The organism is Streptomyces sp. NPDC059679 (assembly GCF_042734105.1).
GTDB lineage: Bacteria > Actinomycetota > Actinomycetes > Streptomycetales > Streptomycetaceae > Streptomyces.
The window spans coordinates 57,583-77,401 of the sequence record NZ_JBHWES010000007.1; the positions used below are offsets into that span (position 1 = coordinate 57,583).

General features: G+C 65.7%; 17 protein-coding genes and 3 tRNA genes. 11 read left to right on the plus strand and 9 right to left on the minus strand.

What is annotated here, in order from left to right; all coding sequences use genetic code 11:
• Positions 1-51 precede the first annotated feature (51 nt).
• The gene (locus ACFV2X_RS10895; RefSeq protein WP_385614154.1) at positions 52-1,410 is read left to right on the plus strand and encodes an RNA polymerase sigma factor; all 1,359 of its coding nucleotides are present in this window, start codon (positions 52-54) and stop codon (positions 1,408-1,410) included.
• Between the two features lie 89 nt (positions 1,411-1,499).
• Here the strand turns inward: ACFV2X_RS10895 and ACFV2X_RS10900 are convergent, their stop codons facing one another.
• Together ACFV2X_RS10900 and ACFV2X_RS10905 are read right to left on the minus strand one after the other, a co-directional pair.
• Positions 1,500-2,990, minus strand: a complete 1,491-nt coding sequence (locus ACFV2X_RS10900; RefSeq protein WP_385614156.1) for an FGGY family carbohydrate kinase — start codon at positions 2,988-2,990, stop codon at positions 1,500-1,502.
• 27 nt (positions 2,991-3,017) lie between these two features.
• Complete coding sequence (locus ACFV2X_RS10905; RefSeq protein WP_014179930.1) at positions 3,018-3,287, minus strand: hypothetical protein; 270 nt, start codon at positions 3,285-3,287, stop codon at positions 3,018-3,020.
• A 199-nt stretch (positions 3,288-3,486) separates the two neighbouring features.
• On the opposite strand from ACFV2X_RS10905, the gene ACFV2X_RS10910 reads away from it, so the two are divergent.
• The 3 genes from ACFV2X_RS10910 (at position 3,487) to ACFV2X_RS10920 (ending at position 3,913) form a co-directional block, all read left to right on the plus strand.
• Positions 3,487-3,559: transfer RNA gene (locus tag ACFV2X_RS10910), tRNA-Asn, on the plus strand.
• 5 nt (positions 3,560-3,564) lie between these two features.
• A tRNA-Asn gene (locus tag ACFV2X_RS10915) sits at positions 3,565-3,637 on the plus strand.
• 202 nt (positions 3,638-3,839) lie between these two features.
• Positions 3,840-3,913: transfer RNA gene (locus ACFV2X_RS10920), tRNA-Ile, on the plus strand.
• A gap of 151 nt (positions 3,914-4,064) precedes the next feature.
• Here ACFV2X_RS10920 and ACFV2X_RS10925 read toward each other — a convergent pair.
• Positions 4,065-5,948, minus strand: a complete 1,884-nt coding sequence (locus ACFV2X_RS10925) for a tyrosine-type recombinase/integrase (RefSeq protein ID WP_385614159.1) — start codon at positions 5,946-5,948, stop codon at positions 4,065-4,067.
• Positions 5,949-6,101: 153 nt separating this feature from the next.
• Here ACFV2X_RS10925 and ACFV2X_RS10930 point away from each other — a divergent pair, with 153 nt between their 5' ends.
• Both ACFV2X_RS10930 and ACFV2X_RS10935 read left to right on the plus strand, forming a co-directional pair.
• Positions 6,102-6,347 (plus strand): DNA-binding protein, encoded by a 246-nt coding sequence (locus tag ACFV2X_RS10930; RefSeq protein ID WP_385614162.1) that lies wholly within the window; start codon positions 6,102-6,104, stop codon positions 6,345-6,347.
• A gap of 122 nt (positions 6,348-6,469) precedes the next feature.
• Complete coding sequence (locus ACFV2X_RS10935) at positions 6,470-7,432, plus strand: recombinase family protein (protein WP_385614165.1); 963 nt, start codon at positions 6,470-6,472, stop codon at positions 7,430-7,432.
• A gap of 8 nt (positions 7,433-7,440) precedes the next feature.
• Here ACFV2X_RS10935 and ACFV2X_RS10940 read toward each other — a convergent pair whose 3' ends face one another.
• Genes ACFV2X_RS10940 through ACFV2X_RS10955 form a run of 4 tightly spaced genes read right to left on the minus strand, consistent with a single transcriptional unit; the run spans position 7,441 to position 10,937 of the window.
• Positions 7,441-8,667 carry a cytochrome P450 gene (locus ACFV2X_RS10940; protein ID WP_385614168.1) on the minus strand — a complete coding sequence of 409 codons (1,227 nt, stop codon included), beginning with the start codon at positions 8,665-8,667 and terminating at the stop codon, positions 7,441-7,443.
• Positions 8,664-9,851 (minus strand): MAB_1171c family putative transporter, encoded by a 1,188-nt coding sequence (locus tag ACFV2X_RS10945; RefSeq protein ID WP_385614170.1) that lies wholly within the window; start codon positions 9,849-9,851, stop codon positions 8,664-8,666. Before ACFV2X_RS10945 ends, ACFV2X_RS10940 begins: the two co-directional genes overlap by 4 nt.
• A 2-nt stretch (positions 9,852-9,853) precedes the next feature.
• Positions 9,854-10,420, minus strand: coding sequence for an ImmA/IrrE family metallo-endopeptidase (locus ACFV2X_RS10950; protein WP_385614570.1), 567 nt, complete (start codon positions 10,418-10,420; stop codon positions 9,854-9,856).
• Positions 10,421-10,427: 7 nt separating this feature from the next.
• Positions 10,428-10,937, minus strand: coding sequence for a helix-turn-helix domain-containing protein (locus ACFV2X_RS10955; RefSeq protein WP_385614172.1), 510 nt, complete (start codon positions 10,935-10,937; stop codon positions 10,428-10,430).
• Positions 10,938-11,947: 1,010 nt separating this feature from the next.
• Between ACFV2X_RS10955 and ACFV2X_RS10960 the strand changes: the two genes are divergently transcribed.
• From ACFV2X_RS10960 to ACFV2X_RS10975, 4 genes are all read left to right on the plus strand, one after another.
• Positions 11,948-13,096 carry a ParB/RepB/Spo0J family partition protein gene (locus ACFV2X_RS10960; protein WP_385614174.1) on the plus strand — a complete coding sequence of 383 codons (1,149 nt, stop codon included), beginning with the start codon at positions 11,948-11,950 and terminating at the stop codon, positions 13,094-13,096.
• Positions 13,097-13,365: 269 nt separating this feature from the next.
• Positions 13,366-13,668, plus strand: a complete 303-nt coding sequence (locus ACFV2X_RS10965) for a hypothetical protein (protein WP_385614177.1) — start codon at positions 13,366-13,368, stop codon at positions 13,666-13,668.
• A 201-nt stretch (positions 13,669-13,869) separates the two neighbouring features.
• The gene (locus ACFV2X_RS10970; RefSeq protein WP_319685822.1) at positions 13,870-14,280 is read left to right on the plus strand and encodes a DUF488 family protein; all 411 of its coding nucleotides are present in this window, start codon (positions 13,870-13,872) and stop codon (positions 14,278-14,280) included.
• A gap of 473 nt (positions 14,281-14,753) precedes the next feature.
• Positions 14,754-15,329, plus strand: coding sequence for a hypothetical protein (locus tag ACFV2X_RS10975; RefSeq protein ID WP_385614180.1), 576 nt, complete (start codon positions 14,754-14,756; stop codon positions 15,327-15,329).
• A gap of 61 nt (positions 15,330-15,390) precedes the next feature.
• Here ACFV2X_RS10975 and ACFV2X_RS10980 read toward each other — a convergent pair whose 3' ends face one another.
• Complete coding sequence (locus tag ACFV2X_RS10980) at positions 15,391-17,298, minus strand: hypothetical protein (protein ID WP_385614182.1); 1,908 nt, start codon at positions 17,296-17,298, stop codon at positions 15,391-15,393.
• Between the two features lie 185 nt (positions 17,299-17,483).
• Here ACFV2X_RS10980 and ACFV2X_RS10985 point away from each other — a divergent pair, with 185 nt between their 5' ends.
• A complete protein-coding gene (locus tag ACFV2X_RS10985; RefSeq protein ID WP_385614185.1) occupies positions 17,484-18,473 on the plus strand; it encodes a hypothetical protein in 990 nt (329 codons plus the stop codon).
• Positions 18,474-18,740: 267 nt separating this feature from the next.
• On the opposite strand, the gene ACFV2X_RS10990 is transcribed toward ACFV2X_RS10985, so the two are convergent.
• Entirely contained in the window at positions 18,741-19,619 is an 879-nt protein-coding gene (locus tag ACFV2X_RS10990; RefSeq protein WP_385614188.1) for an endonuclease/exonuclease/phosphatase family protein, read from the minus strand.
• Positions 19,620-19,819: the final 200 nt, after the last annotated feature.

Below are 19,819 nucleotides of genomic sequence, written 5' to 3' on the forward strand. Positions count from 1 at the left end.
GCTCGCACGCCCCTCGTGGCGGGCCTGTGTCGTACTCCACACTGGGTTGCGGTGCCTGAGTCCTCGGAGCGCGGCGGTGTTGGCCAGGAAGGGCCGGATTCCCCCGCAGATCCGCTCATGATGTACGGGACGGACGGCGGCGTGGCCGCCGCAGCCGTACCCGATCGTTCTGCCGCCTCAGCAGCGATCACCCTGGAGGTCGCCCCCGTGCAGACCCAGACCCTGACCGACGCGGCGCCCACGGCGACGCCGCCGCAGTCCCCCCACCCACACGCCGACTCCAGACCGACCGCGGCCTCGGCACCGGCCGCGCTGGAGGCGGTGGAGGCACTGGCGGCCGTAACCGCCGGACCGGAAGCGGAGCCGCCGGAAGCCGCCGAACCCTCAGAGCTCCCCGAGACCGCCGAGACCGTCGAGGCCGCCAACGCCCCAGAGGAGGTCCCAGAGGAGGCCCCCGAGGAGGCCCCCGAGCCGGCCGTACGCGCCGAGACCTCCAGCGGCCCCTCCTCCGACCTCTTCCGCCAGTACCTCCGCGAGATCGGCCGCATCCCGCTGCTGTCCGCCGCCGAGGAAGTGGAGCTCGCGCGCCGCGTCGAGGCGGGCCTGTTCGCCGAGGAGAAGCTGAGCAATACCCCCGACCTCGACACCCAGCTCGCCCACGACCTCGACCAGCTGGTCGTCCTGGGCCGGATGGCCAAGCGCCGCCTCATCGAGGCCAACCTCCGCCTCGTCGTCTCCGTGGCCAAGCGCTATGTCGGCAGAGGTCTGACCATGCTCGACCTGGTGCAGGAGGGCAACCTCGGGCTGATCCGCGCCGTGGAGAAGTTCGACTACGCCCGCGGGTACAAGTTCTCGACGTACGCGACCTGGTGGATCCGCCAGGCCATGTCCCGCGCCCTCGCGGACCAGGCCCGTACGATCCGGGTTCCGGTGCATGTCGTCGAGCTGATCAACCGGGTGGTGCGGGTGCAGCGCCGGATGCTCCAGGAGCGCGGCTACGAGCCCACGTCCGAGGAGGTCGCGCACCACCTGGACCTCCCCCCGGAGCGGGTGAGCGAGGTGCTGCGCCTGGCCCAGGAGCCGGTGTCGCTGCACGCGCCCGTCGGCGAGGAGGACGATGTCGCGCTCGGCGATCTGATCGAGGACGGGGATGCCGCCTCGCCGGTCGAGTCAGCGGCGTTCCTGCTGCTGCGGGAGCATCTGGAGGCCGTGCTCTCCACGCTCGGGGAGCGGGAGCGGAAGGTGGTGCAGCTGCGGTACGGGCTGGCCGACGGGCGGCCCCGGACGCTGGAGGAGATAGGGCGGATCTTCGGGGTCACGCGCGAGCGGATCCGGCAGATCGAGTCGAAGACGCTCAACAAGCTGCGGGACCACGCGTTCGCGGACCAGCTCCGCGGCTATCTGGACTGACGGCTATGTGGACTGCGGCGGCCCGAAAAGACCGCAGCCCGAACAGACCGCAACCCGGATACCCCGTACCGACCCACCCGTGCCGACCGCTACCCCATCTGCCCCACGCCCGGGCCGGCCTCGAAGGCCCCCGGGTGGGTCTGCTCGCGCACCGCGACGTACTGCTGCCGCACCGCCTGCCCCACTGCCAGCTCCTCGCCCGCCTCGAAGACCTGGCTCGCGGCCGCGGGCCACAGCGGCGGCTGGTGCGGCGAGAGGGTGCCGTGCGCGGCGCCCAGGGCCCAGGCGGCCTGCCGGGCGGCGCCCAGCGCGGCGTAGTCCGCGGGCTGGACCACCACGACCTGGGCGTCCAGCAGCGCGGGGGCGATGGCGCGCACCGCGGGAAGGTCCGCCGCGGGCCCCAGCAGGAAGACACGCCGCACCGCGACCCCGCGCCCGCGCAGCACGTCCAGCGCGTCCGCGAGCCCGCACAGCATGCCCTCGAAGGCGGCGCGGGCCAGGTGCTCGGGCTTCATGCTCTCGCGCCGCAGCCCCGTCAGCGTCCCGGCGGTGTGCGGCAGATGCGGGGTGCGCTCGCCCTCGAGGTAGGGCAGCAGGACCAGCCCGTACGAGCCGGGCGTGGACTTGAGCGCGAGCGCGGAGAGCCCTTCCAGGTCGACGCTCAGCAGCTCGGCGGTGCCGCGCAGCGCCCGTACGGCGTTGAGCGTATGGACGACGGGCAGATGCATGCCGGTGGCGTCCGCGTACGAGGTGATGGTGCCGGAGGGGTCGACCAACGCCTCGTGGTGGACGGAGAAGACGGAGCCCGAGGCGCCCAGCGAGATCACCGCGTCGCCGATGCCGACGCCGAGGCCGAAGGCCGCCGCCATGGTCTCGCCGGTCCCGGCGGAGATCAGCAGCCCCTCGGGGGTGTGGCCCGCGGCCTCGGCGGGGCCGATCACCTCGGGCAGCCGCACCTGGTGGCCGAGCGCCAGCTCGATGAGGTCGGGGCGCCAGGAGCCGGTCGCGGCGGACCAGTAGCCGGTGCCGGAGGCCGTGCCGCGGTCGGTGGTGCGCCGCGCGGGCCGCCCCAGCAGCTGCCACACCAGCCAGTCGTGCGGCTGCATCAGCTCGGTCACCTGCCGCGCCGCGTCCGGCTCGGTGCGGGCCAGCCACCGCAGTTTGGCGACGGCCTGCGTCGCGCTCGGCACGGCGCCGACCGCCTGTGCCCATGCGGCGCGGCCGCCGAGCGAGTCGATGAGGTCGGCGGCCGCGGACTGGGCGCGCTTGTCGTTGCCCACCAGGGCGGGCCGTACGAGCCCCCCGCCCGCGTCCAGCGCGAGCAGCCCGTGCCCCTGCGCCGATACGCCGATGGCCTGGACCCCCTCCAGCAGCTTGCCCCCGGCGGCCTCGCCGAGCGACAGCAGCCAGGACTGGGGGTCCACGTCGTACGGCGAGGCGGGGGCGGCCCCTGGGGGAGTCGCGGCGTCGGCCGCGGGGTGCGGGGCGTAACCCTGCCTGATCACGGCTCCCGTATCCGTATCGCAGACGACGATCCGTGTGCTCTCGGACGAACTGTCCAACCCGGCGACTATCCCCATGGACCCAGATCATGCCACCGCGGCGGGCTAGGTGTTGCTCGTCCCCCAGTCGTCCTCCCCGCCGGCGGACTTCTCCCGCTGCCCGATCCGCTCGCGCAGCGGCTTGGTCTTCTCAAAGGCCCTGGCCGCCGCCTGCCGCCCGCCCAGCGCGGCTGTCTCGGCGGTGTTCCTGACCGCCGGATTCCGTACGAACTGCTGCGCACATGTACGCAGCTGCTCGTACCGCTCGCGGCCGGCCCGCGTGCCGAGTACGTATCCGACAGCCAGCCCCGTGATGAACGTCAGCCGGTACCGCATCGACCTGCCCTTCTGGTTGTCCCTCGCATCGGACCCTGCGCCTACCCGTCCCGGCCGCAGATCACCCACGGCCGCCGTGGACACCCACGAGGTTACCGATTGGCGGAGCACCCCCCTGCTTGCGCTAATGTATGTGTCGCAGCGAGCGCACGCCGTCCGGGAGCCCCGGATGGGGTCGCGGTCGGTGCACACGGAGCAATCCCCTGTAGCTCAATTGGCAGAGCAGCCGGCTGTTAACCGGCAGGTTACTGGTTCGAGTCCAGTCGGGGGAGCTCGGTCCCCTGTAGCTCAATTGGCAGAGCATTCGGCTGTTAACCGGAGGGTTACTGGTTCGAGTCCAGTCGGGGGAGCAGCGGGAGAGGACCCCACGGGGTCCTTTTTCATTTCCCGCCCCGTTTCGATCCCCCTCCCGGCCGCTCCGGCCCCCGGCCCGTCGTGGGCCCCGGTACGCGGGCATGGGGGTACCCATCCCCGGCCCCCCGAAGCAACAGATCGTATGAGCGGCTATGCTGCGGCAGACGGCGCACGCAGATGCGCGCGACGCGCCGTTACGGGGCGGTAGCTCAGCCGGTTAGAGCAGCGGACTCATAATCCGTCGGCCGTGGGTTCGAGTCCCACCCGCCCCACCGGACACTACGCGGGCAGAAGCCGTTTTACCTGCGGAAACGCAGAGACGGGGGTCGCCGCTCCGAAGCGCCGACCCCCCTTCAATCGTTCAGACCAAGATCCAGGGGACACACAGGGGACAAGGGGCCGGCTCAGGGGACAGAGGGGCCCTCAGGCCGCCTTCCGGCGCCTGCTCGGTGCCCGGCGGGTGGTCCGGGATACTGAGGGCGGCAGACCCGTCGGTAGCTCCCAGCCGTCCAGGTCTGGAGACTCGGAACGGGCGATCGTGAAGCGTGTGAGCGAGAAGCCGGCTCGCTGCTCTTCCGGGTACCGGTCGTTGAAGTTCTCGACCCGGACCAGCTCCAGGTCGTTCGCGGCGCAGTGGTCGCGTATCCACTTCACGGCGGCGTTGGCGGCGTCGTCCTGGCCCCGGCCGGCCAGGGTGATCATGCCGAGGAGATCCGAGTCCGGTTGGGGCTGCGCTCCAACGGCCCACTTGTCACCTGATTGCCGCACGCCGTGGGCGAAGAAGACGGCGATGTCGCCTTGCCACGCGGCCTCGGGGATCACCAGCGGGGTGCGCACCTTGAAGGGGACGTCGCGGGGGACGACGGCCATGACCGATTCGGCCTCGGCCCGCATCATCTCGGGCAGCACGCTGGTGTAGGTGTCGGAGGTGATCTGGCGCGAGGAGTGCCCCAGCTTCTCCTGGACGACCTTGATGTCGTTACCAGCGAGCAGGGACAGGGTGGCCGCGAGGTGACGCAGGTCGTGGAGGCGGACCGGCGGCAGGCCGGACAGCTCCACGAGGCGGGTGAAGCGTCGGGAGATCCAGTCGGGGTGCAGCGCCTCGCCGTTCTCGTGCGTCCATACGCGGCCGGTGTCGACGTAGGCGTCCCCCCACTCCTGGCGCTTCTGTTCCTGCTTTGCGCGGAAGCTGACCAGGTTGTCGGCGGACTCCAGGCTCAGGGACAGGGTGCGAATGCTGTCGGCCTTCGGTGCTTCGCCGTACAGCTGGTAGGCGACCTCCACGATCTGCTGGGAGATCCGCAGCCAGAGGGCGTCGGTGCTGACTTCTGTCCAGGGCAGTGCGGCCATCTCGCCGCGGCGGGGGCCGAGGAAGATGAAGCTGTGCCACAGCTCGTAGAGCCAGTCGCCCTTGACGAAGTCCAGGAACTCGCCGGTCAGCTCCGGTGTCCAGACCATGACGGGGCCGGGCTTCTGGCCAGTGCGCTTCCAGTGCTGGATGCGCTCGGGCGTCCAGACGAGCGGCTTCGGCCGGGTGACCGGTGGCAGCTCCACGAGCTGTGCCCAGTTCTTGGCGAACGCCTGCTCCCGCTTGATCCCCCAGGACAGCGCCGACCTGAGGGTGTCGTTGATGCGGTGCATGGTGGCGGCGGAGGTGACCTTCCGTAGCCCTTTCTTGCCCTCCCGCAGTGCCGCGTTCGCGTCGAGGAACGCTCGGCGGGCGGCGCGGCGCTCCTCCTTCTTGCCAGAGACCTTCACCCAGGCCCGATGTGCCTCGTCGCGGTCCTTTTGGAGCTGATCGACGCGGAGACGGTGGAGAATCCTTTCGGCGTTCTCCTTCTCGATCGCGTCATACATGCGATCGAGGTGGCGGAACTTGAGGTCACGGCGCTTGATGTGGCCGAGGTGAGGGACGAGGTAGTTGTTGATGTGCTCCTCATAGCCGTGGCGGGTGGTGCGGGCGAGGGACTTCTTCGCCTTGATCCACCGGAGGAAAAAGTCGCCGCACGTCTCATCGGACAGTACGTCGGTACCGGCCATGGCGGCGTCGTACAGCTCCTTGGCCTTCTTCTTGGCATCGTCCAGCTTGGCGAAGCCACCACGGCGGACACGCGCGCGTTTGCCACCCTCGGCGGGTTCTGCCTCGAAGTAGAAGTACCAGGTGCCGTGGCCCTTTCCTAGCTTCGGACATGTGAGCCCGATGTCCCCGATCTTCGGTGCGCCGTCGGCGTCGAGGACGGGGTTGCCCTCCTTGTCCTTGAGTGGCCCCTTGCACTGGCATCGCCGGTAGTAGCTCGGCGAGAACATCCGACCCCCTGCTGTCGGCTGGCTCCCGGCCAGCCGGTGAGTGCGTACGCATCCGTACGTGTCTGACAAGATCGTTCTTCATCTTGCCGGGGCTGTCGGACACTGTTGTAAAGTCACTTCCAAGTTGGCGCGGGGGAGAAGGCGACCAACGAAATGACTGCTCAGGAAGCCGCCGAACGCGCCACAGCCGGGGCGATGAGTCTGGAAGAGCTGCTTGCCCTCCCTGCCACAGTGAACGTGACAACCGCCGGGCGGGCGCTCGGGATCGGCCGCGACAAGGCGTATGAGCTGATCCGATCTGGGCAGTTTCCAGTTCGGACCTTGCCTCTGGGCGCTACCGTGCGAGTGCCGACGGCGGAGCTTTGGAAGGTCCTTGGCGTGCGGCAGCGCGAGGAGTGAGCGTGTAGTTGTGACTGTTGTTTGGGCTTGAGGTGATTCGTTCGCCTTACAACAGTGTGACCTACCTTGGATTAAGCTTGGGCTTGTAAGGGGGTCGGACAGAAGGGCAAGGAGATCACGGGATGCCACGGCTGTACGGGTTCGAGGACATGGCGCACCGGCGGGTGCGTGAGCCAGAGGCAGCCGTGGTTCGGCAGGCTGCCAGCCGCCGCCTCGAACAACAGAGCTATCCCGCGATCACTGACTGGATGAACGCCGAGGGACACCTGACGACTCGGGGAGGAAAGTGGCGGCCGGCGACTCTTGCGGGCCTGCTTGACAACCCAGCTATCGCTGGCCTCACCGAGGACGAGGACGGCAACCTCGTGGACACCGGCGGGCCGCGGATCATCTCTCCCGAGGAGCTCAAGGCCATCCGCGCCCTTCGCCCTTCGAACAACCCTGACGTGAGCCGGGCCGACCAGCGCGAGTACCTGATGCCGGCGACTCTCTCGGTCTGCGGTCTGTGCGCTGGTCCGTTTACCGCGTCTCCCTCAAACAGCGGAAACCGTGGGTATCGCTGCTCACCGAGCACAGCGCAACACCCTGGCGGATGCGGAAAGGTCCGCATTAATGCAGACTTGTTCGAGACTTATGTAGCCGAGCACGTCCTGGCGGAGCTGGCCAAGCCGGAAGTCAGCGCCCTGATTGGACAGGCGCGTGAAAAGATACTGGCGAAGGCTGCCGAACTCCGCCAGCAGGTCGAGAATGACAAGGCGCGGCAGAAGGAACTGGGCACAAGCTACGCTGCTTCGCCGGACCTCTCCTTGAGTGCGTTCAAGGCTGCCGACCAGGAACTGACCAAGCAGATTCGGGAGAAGGCCGCTCAAGCACGGTTCTTTGAGCAAGTTGAGAACGTACCGGTTGGTGACATTCCAGACCTCGTCCGGTGGTGGAAGCACGCACCCCTCGCATCGAAGAGAGGTCTTTTGGCGCTCATGCTTGAGCAAGTGGCGGTGTACCCGGCCGCATCGCGGGGGTCGCGCACCGTCGATGCCGACCGGGTTTCCTTTACGTGGCGGAAGTGGAACCTCCCAGCGAAGTAGGTCCTGGGTCAACTTGCTCTGAGCCGCTGCATGTCCGCACCTGTGGCGACAGGGAGTGCCTTGAGAGCACGCGAGCGGAACGAGGAGCGCCACTCGAGTTGTGAAGCCGGAATCGTGAGAGCCAGATCGGGGAAGCGCCGCAGCAGAGTGCCGAAGGCAATCTGTAGTTCTATGCGAGCTAATGGAGCCCCGAGGCAGTAGTGAACTCCGTGCCCCAGGGCCAGGTGGGTCTTGTCCGCTCGATAGATGTCGAATCGGTCCGGGGAGACGTAACGCTCTGGGTCGCGGTTGGCGGAGGCGAGGCAGAACATCACGGTGTCGCCTGGTGGGATTCTTGTGCCACCGATCTCGATGGCCTCGGTGGGGAAGCGGCGGATGGCCATCAAGTTGGGGTGCGCGTAGCGCAGTAGTTCTTCGACGGCGGAGGGAAGGAGGCTGGGGTCTGCACGTAGCTCAACGAGTTGCTCGGGGTGCTGTAGCAAGGTGACCATGCCGGCGGTGATGAGGTGCTGGATGTTCTCGCTACCGGCCATGAGGATGAGGAAGGCCAGTGAGACAAGCTCGTCCTCGGTGAGTCGATCGCCTTCATCACGGGCCGCGATGAGCGTCGAGAGCATGTCCGCGCCGGGAGCCGCCCGCCGGGTAGCGACGAGGTCGACGAGAAAGCCATGGATGTTGTCCACGGCCTCTGTGACCTGGTGCGGGGTCTCTGGGATGAGCATGGTGTTCACCCAGCTGGCGAAGGCATGGCGATCGGTTTTGGGTACCGCGAACATGTCCCCAATGACCATGAGCGGCAGCGGAAGAGCGAAGGTAGCCACGAGGTCCCCGGTGCCTTGCTCGGCGAGGTCGTCGGCGAGGCGGTCAGCAGCGGCCTGCACGTTGCCGCGAAGGTCCTCGATATAGCGCGGTGTGAAGGCCTTGGAGACAAGGCGACGTAGGCGCAGGTGATCGTCAGGGGCGACGTTGAGGAGGTTGGCGTCCAAGGCCGGCGGAAGCGAGAAGCCCTTGTATCCGATGCCGGAATGGGCCTTGTTCACCGACAGACGCACGTCCGTGAGCCAGTCACGCACATCGACTTCCCGGGGAACGAACCAGATCGGCGATCCATCTGGTAGGGCGACTCGGTGCGCAGCGCCCGTCTCACGCAGTTGTGCGTACCCCGGATAGGGGTCGGCGAGGAACGTGCTGTCGAAGGGCTGGGGAAGCTTCTGGCCGCAAGAGAGACGTGTCACGCGTGCTCCTGAGAAGGATGGCTGCCAGGGGTGAGCATCAGGACTGCCGAAACAATGGGTGATGCGGTGAAGGCACGGGCGACCTTGCGCTGGAATGTGAGTTCGGCGGCGAGGTCTTGTGGTTCGGCTTCAAGCGGGGAGTTCGAGTGTTCGGCTGGTCGTATGCCCCGAGTCTTGGCTTGTAGCGCGGCTGCGAGTCGAGCTGCCTCGACGGTGGCGGCGAGTTCATCGCCCCGTAGCCCAGCGGCTACGGCCTTCTGTCGAACCTCCTCAGCGACAGATGGGCTCATCCAAGTGCGCAGTGCCCACTGGGCATCACGGAGTTCCACCACGAGACGGTAGAGACGTGTGCGAATGTCGGTAGGTCCAGGATCAAGGACGACGTCGGCGGCTTGAGATGTCACCTTGGCGTGGAAGGGCGAGAGTTGGCGGTAAGCCCAGTGACAATTGGCCCACTCCCAGACTGTACTGAGATGACGGCCCCAGTCCGGCAAGGTCCACCCGATGGCAAGAACGATTGACGCCACGGCAACCGAGACTTGGGCGACTGGTTCCCAGGAGTGCCCACTGACACCGAACTGGCCAGCAATGATGTCCGCCGCCCGGCAACCGGCGTAAACCATTGAGAGCGGCATCGATATAGCGACCACGATGAATCCTCGTCGAAGCCACGGTGACGGTGCCACCTTGGCGAAGCGCCAACCCATTAGGCCGACGTCCACTTGATTGACCGTGTAGCCGACCAAGTAGACGCTGAGGTATGCGGGATAGTACTGCGCCTTGGATACTGCGAAGTCATTCGGATTTTCGTGGGAGCTGGTGGCCATGGAGAATAGCGTCACCATTGCCGCAAGAATGAGGCAGAGGGCTATCAGTCGCGGCTTGGCTTTTCTCCATGCCACGCGCCGCTCGTGAGTGAGGTGCAGCAGCACAAGCTGCTGACACGCAGTCAAGAGGATCACGGTACTCTGCGAGAGTAGCCCTGAAAAGTTGACGATACCTACGTTGCGGCTGATTGCTACCCACACAGGTGGGGAAGAGACCGTAAATGTTGCGGCCTGAAAGAAGAAGTTGCCGATCAGGGCGATTTGGGCAGGCGAATGATTGGTTCGCAGAACCCTGAGCTTATAGATGAACCCCAGAAATGCAACGCACGCGCATAAGGGGTAAAGGATGTTGTTCATTACTACCTTGAGTGTGGGGGGTGTTTTTCTAACACAGCCAGCCGTGTCACAAGTTCCTGGGCCTCTGGCGGAACTTCTAAGGTGCGCTGGGTGGTCCAGGTGCTGATCTGCCTGCCGATGATGGAGCCAACATACTCCGCTTCCTGTTCGGCCTCTGAATGAGAATGGTCGCGCCCGAGAACGCGGTGCACGAGTTCTGGGTCGAGTGAAGGCAGTAGCAATCTCGACGCCTCGGGAGTCATCACCGGCATGGCCTCATGATCACAAATGAAGTGCCCTAGTTCATGGAGCATGACCTGGTGCTGATGAATGGGAGCAAGACGCTCCTCGACGACGATGAAGTCCCGGTCATCAGCTGACACCAAGAGGCCGTCAGGACTACCGACGGGGAGTGTCAGCAAAACGACGTGAATGGGTCGGCTGTACAACTGACCGAGGCATTCGCAAACATCATGAACAGTCAGGGGGCGATCGTCGGGAAGGCCAATGGCCCGTACCCGTTCCTCGCAACGGTGCCGAAGCCCCTTGATATTCTGGCCGGTTTCCCTACGTCGCCAACGCATCACCATCACGACGCTAACTGGCGTTCTCGTCTAATGGGCCGGGTGAATCGGGTGGAAGTTCCTGCAGCGTGTCCTGGGCTCGTGTCGCAGAATCGAGGATACCCTTGAGTAGGCCAGTTAGTTTCTCAAGCGAACCAGGTGGCAGCGTGGAGGTTGGGGTTGAAGTTCGCAAGGCGACGCTTTCGACCTTCTGCTCGCGTAGCTCCTTCAAAGTTTCCAGTTCAGTATTGACTTCGTGGAATACTTGCTCGTCGAGGAAGTAAGCATCGCGTGTGATGCCCAAGGCGGAGGCCACCTTAACGAGGGTTTCGATTGTCAGGTTGGAGCCTTGGGCTGATTCCGCCTGGGCCAGCGTGCGCTTTGAGACACCGGCCCGTTCCGCGAGCGCGGCGAGGGTGAAGGGGCCCTCAGGGTGATGTTGACGGACGTGGCGCAGGCGCTTGGCTATAGCCGACTTGGCCTGCTCGATTCGTTGGTCGCGAGTCCGCCCTGCCAACTCCTTGGGTGATGGAGCGTCGCTCACCTGGCACCTCCTCTCGGTGCAGCATGATGCATCGTCGTCGCATCTTAATGCATCCTGATGAAGCGTCAACAAGCCCAATCTGGTGGACGGTTGGGGCGTGCCTGCGGGTTCGCGGCCGTCGGACGAGGCTGACGGTCTATGGGCAATAGTGGTCAAAATTTGGGCAAGTCACAGGAAGGGGATGTTGAGATGTGGAGGTTTTGAGAGGGGAGGGGGTGTGTTGGGGCGTCGAGGTTGCGCTCCCGCGCGGCAGGAAGATCGATTACATCCCTGTGGTTGGCTGGGTGCCTCGAGGGTGCCTCGGTGTCGGGGGGTGAGCGTGTTGACTGTTGCGAGTGAGGGGAACTGCAATGTCCGAGTTAGATGAGCAGCGCGTTGCCGACTTGGCTGAACGCCCTGCTCAGGTGCTTGAGGGTGGAGGGTCGGAGTCGATGGCTCGCGAGGAGGCCCGCAGGGTGCTGGAGTGCCAAGCGGTGATGCGTGGAGGCTCGGAGTCTTCGACGGAACCGCCTGATGCCCACGACTGAGTTGGGGGGCGGCGCGCCCTACGCTTCCAAGATAGATGACATTCTTGAAAGAGTGTTGTACGTTCATGGCGCCGCCAGGTTGGGAGCGACGGATGCAGGGATCCCGGCCTGGCTACGCCGCACCAAGCGGCGTCCCTGCTCCGCTCCCTGCGGGTGGCCGACCCCCCGCGCCCTGCTCGTGGGGAGCTGGCTGCGGCGGAGTGGCCGTTGGAGTGGGTGGGAGTGGGCCCGTCGCGATGTGAAGTCGCGGCGGGCCCTTTGATTGGCGCCCGGATTCGTTTGGCTCTGCTTGCCCCTTGTGGTTCGTGGGGCCGGGCCCCCGTCGAGGGTGTGCACTTGCCTGCTTTTCGAATCCAAAAAGGAATTCGCGAAATTAAAAAGAATTCCCACTTGAATTAGCGGCTTTTGCGATTAAGATATAAGTGTAAGAACAAAACGAAAAACCCAAATAATGGGTTCCCCTGAGTGTGAAGGTGCGGGAAATTGTTCGCTGACCTCCGTATTGACCAGATCGCCCCCAACCCGGATCAGCCCCGGAAGTTCTTCGACGACGCTAAGCACAACGAATTGAAGTGCAGCATCGAAGAGAATGGCCTCCTCCAGCCGGTCGTCGTCCGCCCGATCGAGGGTGGCGAAGCCCCCTACATGCTGATCGCGGGCGAGCGCCGGTGGCGGGCTTGTAAGGCGGCCGAGATGGAGGCCATCCCGGCCAAGATCATCAAGGACGCCAGCGAGGAGCGGGCGTACGTCCTCAGCATCGCCGAGAACGTCGGCCGCGAGGACATGACCATCATGGAGGAGGCCGGTGCTTACGCCGACCTCCGGGCCGCAGGGTGGGTCCCGGTGAAGATCGCCAAGCAGTTCGGCAAGACCGAGACCCACATCAAGTGGCGGCTGGGCCTGCTCACGCTGCGCCCCGAGGTCGCCGAGATGGTCGACAAGGGGCAGATCAAGAACAACCTGGCCTGGCATATCGCTCAGCTCACCCCCGGCAATCAGATGGTCGCCGCAATGAAGTACGTACGGGGCGAGTTCGACTCCGAGGCTGAGGCGCAGCACTTCGCCAACGCCTTGAAGCTGATGGAGAACCAAACCTCCCTCACCAACGAGGAGCCGCCGTCCGCCGAGGAGCAGGAGCAGCGTAAGAAGGCCAAAGCCAAGACCAAGGACGGGCTGGGGAAGGTGGAGGAGGTCCTGCTTCCTCTGCTGGAGGAACTGGCGGAGAAGAAGCCGGAAGACCTCGCGGTCATCCTCGGCGACGACCTCAACCGGCACATCAAGCTGATTGGGAGGATCTACAGCCAGGTGCAGCTGGTCCGCAACCTGCTCAGCAAGGCACAGGGCGTCCAGCGTGCCATGGGGGAGCAGTTCAACAAGGCGGTGGCCGAGGTCCAGCAGGAAGCGGCCAAGGAGAAGGGGGAGGCGAAGCCCGAGGGGGCGGCGGCCAAGGCTGAGGGTGAAGGGAAGCCGGTCGTGAAGAAGGCGGCGGCCAAGCCGGCGGCGCCGCGCACTCGGACTGGTACGGCGGCCGGAATCGCTGCCAAGAGCCCGGCGCGCAAGGCCCCCGCTCGCAAGAAGCCCGAGCCCAAGGTCGATGCGGCTAAGAAGCCGGAGGCTACAGCGGGGAAGTGAGGTAGTGGGGCCCGGGCATGGGGTCCGGGTTCCCTCTCCCCTCTTTCCTCTGCGCAGAGGGCGCGGCCTGGGTTCCTGGCCGCGCCCTCTGCGCGTCCGGCTCCCATGGCGAGGCGAGCTCGGGCGGGCTGAGGCGCCTAATTTGCATCATCGGAATTCCGTGGAATTAATTCCGGCGGAATGTTTACTGGGTTTCTGGATTCAATTAAGATAAAAGCATGAAAACCGGTTCGTGTCTTGAAGATAAGGGTTAGGGGATGGTGGGAAAAATGGAACTGAAATCCGTGGAAATTGGTCACATCAGGTCAGAGTATGTGGACTGGGGGTTGAAATCGGATGACCTCCGAATCCGTCAACTCGTTGGCCATCTCTCATACCTGCTGGCGAAGGCGAGTGGGCCCGTAGCGGGACCGGCTTCAGGGCTGGTCGTCGACATCGAGGAGACTACGGCCTCCTCGTACTCCAACGAGACCAATCGGGTCCTCCGGGTAGCGACTGGAATCGGGGGCGAACGGGTTGCCTTCGACGTCGTCGTGCACCTGGCGTCTCCCACGACCTATAAGTACCCCTGACAGCAGGCGCCTTGGCTGGTCTGGCTGGGTCACCAGTCAGGCCGGGCCATACCGAGCCGGACCCGCAGGGCACTCGGTGCGGGCCCGGCGCCGCTCAGGGCTGCTCCGGCCCGAGCGGGTAGCACCGAAGGAATCCGGGCCACCGACGGCGGCGCCGACGGGTAGGCCAGATCGCTGGGCAGCATGAAAGGAAACGGCTGCATGCTAACCCTGTTCACCAACCGCTATCAGGCATACCAACCGCCGCAAGGCGTTGCGGTACGCATCACGCTGGGCGCCCCCCGCTTCAAGCTCCCCTATTCCCTCAAGTACGCGGTGAGGGAGCTGGCGCCGCGTCGAGACTACTTTTCCAAAGGACTTCCGGAGTTCACGGCGGCATACAGGGCAGACCTCAACCGCCTCGGTGCCGAGCGGGTAGCGGAGCTCCTTCGGGGGATCGCGGAAGCGGAGCAGGACCACAGGCTGGTCCTGCTCTGCTTCGAGGACCTGTCCGACCCGGCCCAGTGGTGCCATCGGCGGATCTTTGCCGCTTGGTGGAAAGAGATGACTGGCGACGAGGTGCGCGAGCTGGCTCCTATGGCCGATCAGTACGAGCAGGGCACCTTGATGTGAATACCGGCTGCCGCCGCCCAGGTCAGGCATTACGAAGGCGTGTCCGATGCTGCTGCCCGCGATCGCCAACGTGATCTTGCAGCGGGCGGTGTACTGGCCGGTGTCGGCCCTACGGGACCTGCACGACTACTTGGAGTGGGACCGGGGCATCGGGTGCAACTCCGCTCAGATAGCTGGTACCAGACACGTATCCCAAGGCCGCGGTATTCGTACGTGAGTAGGGCCCCTGGGCGAGGGCCCTGCTCACGTGGGCTCAGCCCTGGCAGCCGCAGCGCGATGCCGTCTTGGCCTCGGTGACGGTCAGGGCGGGGTCGACAGCGGTTTCACTGGAGGCGCAGCAGGCGTTGACACCGCAGCAGGCGTCGGCCAGCACGTGCCATAACCGTCCGGCGTGATCGCGATGGTGCGCCGCAGCTCAGAGGGACCTGTCCTGCCGGACGGCGGCCTGGCCAGGCACGGTTACTGTGTTCATCATGACCACGACGCCGGACCGGCTGAGCGAGATCGCGCGATCGCTGAACCGCATGCAGTGGCTGCCCACCGCCGAGGAAGTCAAGCTCGGCAGCGCCTTCTTCCGACACCTCAAGACGATCGCGGAGGAGCCGCAGCCTGACTTCCCGAGAGGGCTGAAACGGGGGGACCGTCTGCACACGGATGAGCTCGCCGTGCTGGCCCGGTCCGTCGAGGCGCTGCGGGACGAGCTGCTGCCAGCGTGGAGGTATCGGCTTGATGGCTCGCCCATGATCGAGTTGGTCGAGCATTACGTCTGCGGGGCGCAGCCGCTGCTGCCGCACGCGGAGCGGCTGCTGGCGAACTGGCGCGACGCCACCTTGCCTGCGCCGACCGCCGACGATATCGCCTACGAGGCCAAGCGGCTGAACATCTCTCCTGAAGAGGGCGAGGCCAACCTTCGGTATTGGCAGGCAGCCCATTGGGAGGAGGAACACAATCCGCGCTCTCTGTGGGACGAGTTGCAGCCGGCCTGGTCGTACCTGTGGGCGGTGGAGTCCACCATGACGGCCGCAGTGACAGGGGACACGGAATACTGACGGCCGCCGATCCGTGGACGGCGCTTTGCCAACATCAGCACCGGTCGCCAAGATGACGGCGTCACTCGTGTCGGTCGGGGGTGAAGTCGCCGGACCGGGGCGGCCAGGTAGGCAGAACAGCACGGGTGATCAGGCCCAGGGTTGCCCAGTCGCATACGGGATCGGCCATCAAGTCCGCGACACGGTGCACTTCCGGACCTCCGGCTGGACCTGTCTTCGCTCGCTTGCGGACTTCGTCAACCTCTTCCTTGGTGAGCACCATGTGTGCAAGACCATGTGAAGTTTCCAGGAGTGGGCTATCGCTGCGGGCATCGAACGAGCGCAGGCGGTCGGTGTCGACGAGTACACCGAGTTCGCTGGACATGGCCGCCTTGCTGCGCGCCCTGTCCTTGTCGGTCGTGGCGCGGACTGCCGTCGGCAGCCGCAAAGATCGTCGCTTTGGCTGGTAGGCAGATCCCGTCCTGGCGGAATGGTTGGTGCCGGTGGGAACGAGGATGACTTCCGAATTCGTCCACGGGGTCCGGGGGACGTACGCGACCATGCTGACGAGACTGGTATGGGCGACGACGAATTCCTCCGTGATCTTCTGATCGGCGTGGCGGATCCGTGCGCGCAGCGCCCACCACATAGCCCGGCCTCGGGTGTCCTCACCGTGGGTCCACTCGACCTGAGCACCGACCACGGACTTCCCTTCCTCTCGCAGTTCTCTTGACCACTCGTAGAACGCGGGAGAGGCGGCCACCAGTAGCGGCACCTCCCGCTGGCCACCGGTACGAGCGTGCCCGATGCCGATCCGCGTCAAGGCCGAGTCAACTGCCGCGGCAACCGTAGGAACTGCTGAGATCCCGTGGAGCTGCACCCCGACTGCGGTGGCCCCGACGGTCGCGTCCGCCTCCGGATTGATGATGATCACGCGTCCGCCTTGATCCCGGGCGTTCGCAGAGACAGAAGGAGTGAGCACGACCGGCGAATGGGTCTCCGCTGGCGCCACGATCAGGATCTCGTCAGCCCAGGCGACCGCCTTCTCGACCCACTGGGTCTGCTCGACGGGCAGTGGCGTGCCATCTCGACGTTCGGGGATGAGGACCGCGAGGCGTCCAACGCCTCTCCAACCTTGCTGCAGCCGTTGCACCGCCTCGTCATGCCACGTGGTCGTGGAGCCGGAAGAGGCCAGCAACACCGCTGCGCTCCACTCGCTGGGGAATCGCTCGCCCGCGTAGACGATCACGAATTGCTTATCCCAGTTAGGTAGCGTCTCCACTTCAGCGGACGGAATGTCGGCGAGCGTGCCCGTGTCGTCGTCGAACCTGACTTGAAAGGACACGGGTGTCGCGGTGCAGATGCGTTCCACGTCGTCGGTGCCCCACGTCACGGCGTTTACATTGCCGGTCCGGCCTGCGTGCGTGCCGCCGGTGACCTCAAGACGCGATCCCAGTTGCAGGGCTCCGCTGGCCGGCAACAGGAGCATGTCGATGTGCCGGACCAGTCTACGCGCTGCATGCTCGAACACGGTTGTGCCGGTCGGCCGATAGCGTCCATAGACGCCTTCGTGGAGCATCTCCGAGGGAAGGTAATCTTCCAGAAGCTCGCCGTGGGGACCTTGCAGGGCGTTCCAGAGCCTCCAGATCCTTCCCGCCACGGGCGGCGGTCCCGTGAAGTCGCCGTAATCCTCTTCGACTTCGGACAGCCGCGTGCGCGCGAGCTCGGCACGTCCTTTCTCAACGGACCACAGCTCATTGGTTCCTGGGCCGGGAAGGAGCTCTGACAAGTCCTGCCGAAGTCTTTGCAGGTCGCACAGCCGGTACCGTACTGCCCGCAGTGAGACGTGGCTCGCTTCTGATTGGCCATTCGAGCAGATCAGGTAGTAAATCAGCCCCAGACAATCACGTTCGTTCCAGGAGAGCCCGCGCAGCTCCGCGGCCTTGGCCCGGGCCGCCTCCCACTGACGCACCACCTGCTCGCTGTCCATGCCGCGATCCTAGGCGCACCCGAGCGCACGGTTGGGTGGCTCCGCTGGGTGTCGGGGGTCGACGGACGTTCTGCCATGAGTAGCCCGTGCCGCAGAGCGAGCTGCGTTCGCGGCATTCCGGTTGGCCGAGATCGTGGGCCGCTCGCCGCTGCCCTCGTTGAAGGAGTGAAGGATACGGTGCCTGTATGAACGAAGCAGCTTGGGAGGGTCGGCACATCAGCATGTACGGCTGCGGCTCCTGGGCCCGTGCGGTGAAGCAGGCGTCGCTGGTGTACGAGTGGCGGCTCGAGCACGGCCTTGGACTCGATGCGCAGGCCATGATCAACCACCTGGCGCAGCATCCCGAGGCCGAAGGCGAGTGGGTCGCTGACCGTAAGCTGCTGGGGTTGGTGCTGTGGCGTACGGCGTGGGAACACGGTGTCCTGCTGGACGAGGTGATCATGGCTGATGGAGTGCGGTACTGCACTCCATCAGGAGCGGCTGACCTGTTTCGCGATCCACTGCCCGAGCTTGCTGCGCATCTACCGCCGAAGGTGGTTGTCGGCTGGGAAAGCCGCCTTAAAGAGATCCTGCTCGAGCACGCCGCCGTGGACCTCGCGACCTGCCACTCCACCAGGCCGCAGCGACGTCTCGGATATCGAGTGCGTGAGCTGCGGGCGACTTCCGGCTGGGTGCGCGGGGACTGGCCCACCGCGGTCGACCTCGCCCACAGCGCCATCGAAAAGGCCGACCAAGCGCGGCGGGGCAGCCGCTGGCAAGTCGGGCCCATCGAGCTCGATGTCGCTGCTCGGGTTGGCCTCAACTCCGCTCCGATGTATGACTATCCGCCTACCCCCGCCAACCCTGATCACCCCACTTGGCTCCAGCGGGCTCACCGCCTAACCGACCTGGCCACCACCCTCCATGCCGTCTCCAATCTTCTCCCTCGCGACCACGGCGGCTTCATCACCCCGCTCGGCATGGTCTTCGACACCTGCGCCGGCGTCTTCGCTGCCCTTCGCGAGAGCGCCGAAGAGATCGAGCGGCTGTGGGCTGCCGAGCGTGATGAGCCGGCCGACCTGGACTACTGGGATCTGGCCCACGTACCCGAGCCGGTCGAGCAGCAGACCGCCGCGGCGGAACAGCTTGTCCAGACCCTGGGTATGTACCTGCGCGGGCTCGCCTTGAAGGACTAAGCGTCTGATCTGTCTCGAGAACCGCGCCCAGGCTCACTGATTCTTGAAAGACGAGCTGGACCGTGCCCAAGAAGCGCAGTGGATCTCCCAGCTGGCTTCCCAGGACCAGAGCCCATAGGGCCCGACACTGGCTTGGACGCCGCCTGTCCTGATCCACATGCGCTTGACTTCCGAGACAGGTCAGGAGCGAACCACGGTCGGTTGAGTCGCGTGAACCTGCGGATATCAACGCTCCAATGTTCTGCCTGCAGTTGGCTGTAAGGGGTGTCACGGCACGGTGACGGTGGCGATGACCAGGTAGTGGTCTGACAGCTGGGCCTTGGCGTCCTCGGCCGTTTCGAAGGCGACCGGGGCCAGTCCGTAGGTGTAGACGCGATCCAGGCGCCGGGGCGCGTCGTCGTTCAGGAACGCACCGGTCTGCTGCCGGTTCTGTGGCGGGAGCAGGTCGGCGGCCACGTCGATGAACCCGCCGACCTGGAGGACCTTGCTGGGCCGCCGGTCGAAGATGGGGCGCCCTTCCTCGTCGAGGATGGGGTCGCCGGCCGCGTCGAACAGGGCTTGTGAGGCGAGCATGTAGTCGGGTAGCCGGTCGATGTCCGGCTCCAGGTCTGGCTCGGCGAGGTGCGCCCACCGTGCGCCGCTGGGGCGGCCGTGCACCGAGTTGAAGTCGCCGGCCAGTACGGCCCGCCCGGGCCCGGCAGCGAGCCGTGCCATGTGCTTGGCCTCGCTGTAGCGCACTTCGCCGTTGGCGTGGTGGGCGTGCACGGCCATCACGTTGACGTCGCCGACTCCGTCGACGTCCAGGCGGTGCTGGGCGAATGTGCGATGTGCGATGCGGGAGTAGTCGTTGGTGGAGCGGTGGCGGATGCGGTCCCGGCGCCACAGGAGTGCGGTATGGCGGTGGTCGGCGCGGCTGCGGGCTGCTACGCCCTCCATACTCAGGCCGCGGGCGTAGCGGTCTAGGACGGGTCCGGCGCCCTCCCACACCTCGGGGTCGGTGCTGTCCAGCCAGCCGGTGCCACCGCATTCCTGGATGCTCAGGATGTCGAGGTCGTGGGCGGCAAGCATCTCGATCTGGCGCTCGGCGAGGTCACCGTCCGCTTCATGAATGTTGTAGGTACCAATGCGGAGCTGATTGGAACTCACCGTGGGCCTCCGGGAAACAAGTCGATGTCGAGGGTGAGGGATCCGGCGCAGTGGTCATGGAAGGCTCAGGAACTTCTGGCGCCCTGGAGATCTCGATGCACGCTAACCGTCTCCAGGTCTCCGATGGTTGCGGCGTCAGCGTTCCCATGGGCCATTACGTGACGTTCGGGATGGGCAATTGGCTGGCCGTCGACAGGTTG

Coding starts and splice junctions, on each gene's coding strand:
- ACFV2X_RS10900 (WP_385614156.1), bottom strand. CDS start 2,990: ATGGGGATAGTCGCCGGGTTGGACAGTTCGTCCGAGAGCACACGGATC.
- ACFV2X_RS10905 (WP_014179930.1), bottom strand. CDS start 3,287: ATGCGGTACCGGCTGACGTTCATCACGGGGCTGGCTGTCGGATACGTA.
- ACFV2X_RS10925 (WP_385614159.1), bottom strand. CDS start 5,948: ATGTTCTCGCCGAGCTACTACCGGCGATGCCAGTGCAAGGGGCCACTC.
- ACFV2X_RS10930 (WP_385614162.1), top strand. CDS start 6,102: ATGACTGCTCAGGAAGCCGCCGAACGCGCCACAGCCGGGGCGATGAGT.
- ACFV2X_RS10935 (WP_385614165.1), top strand. CDS start 6,470: ATGCCACGGCTGTACGGGTTCGAGGACATGGCGCACCGGCGGGTGCGT.
- ACFV2X_RS10945 (WP_385614170.1), bottom strand. CDS start 9,851: ATGAACAACATCCTTTACCCCTTATGCGCGTGCGTTGCATTTCTGGGG.
- ACFV2X_RS10950 (WP_385614570.1), bottom strand. CDS start 10,420: ATGGTGATGCGTTGGCGACGTAGGGAAACCGGCCAGAATATCAAGGGG.
- ACFV2X_RS10965 (WP_385614177.1), top strand. CDS start 13,366: ATGGAACTGAAATCCGTGGAAATTGGTCACATCAGGTCAGAGTATGTG.
- ACFV2X_RS10970 (WP_319685822.1), top strand. CDS start 13,870: ATGCTAACCCTGTTCACCAACCGCTATCAGGCATACCAACCGCCGCAA.
- ACFV2X_RS10975 (WP_385614180.1), top strand. CDS start 14,754: ATGACCACGACGCCGGACCGGCTGAGCGAGATCGCGCGATCGCTGAAC.
- ACFV2X_RS10980 (WP_385614182.1), bottom strand. CDS start 17,298: ATGGACAGCGAGCAGGTGGTGCGTCAGTGGGAGGCGGCCCGGGCCAAG.
- ACFV2X_RS10985 (WP_385614185.1), top strand. CDS start 17,484: ATGAACGAAGCAGCTTGGGAGGGTCGGCACATCAGCATGTACGGCTGC.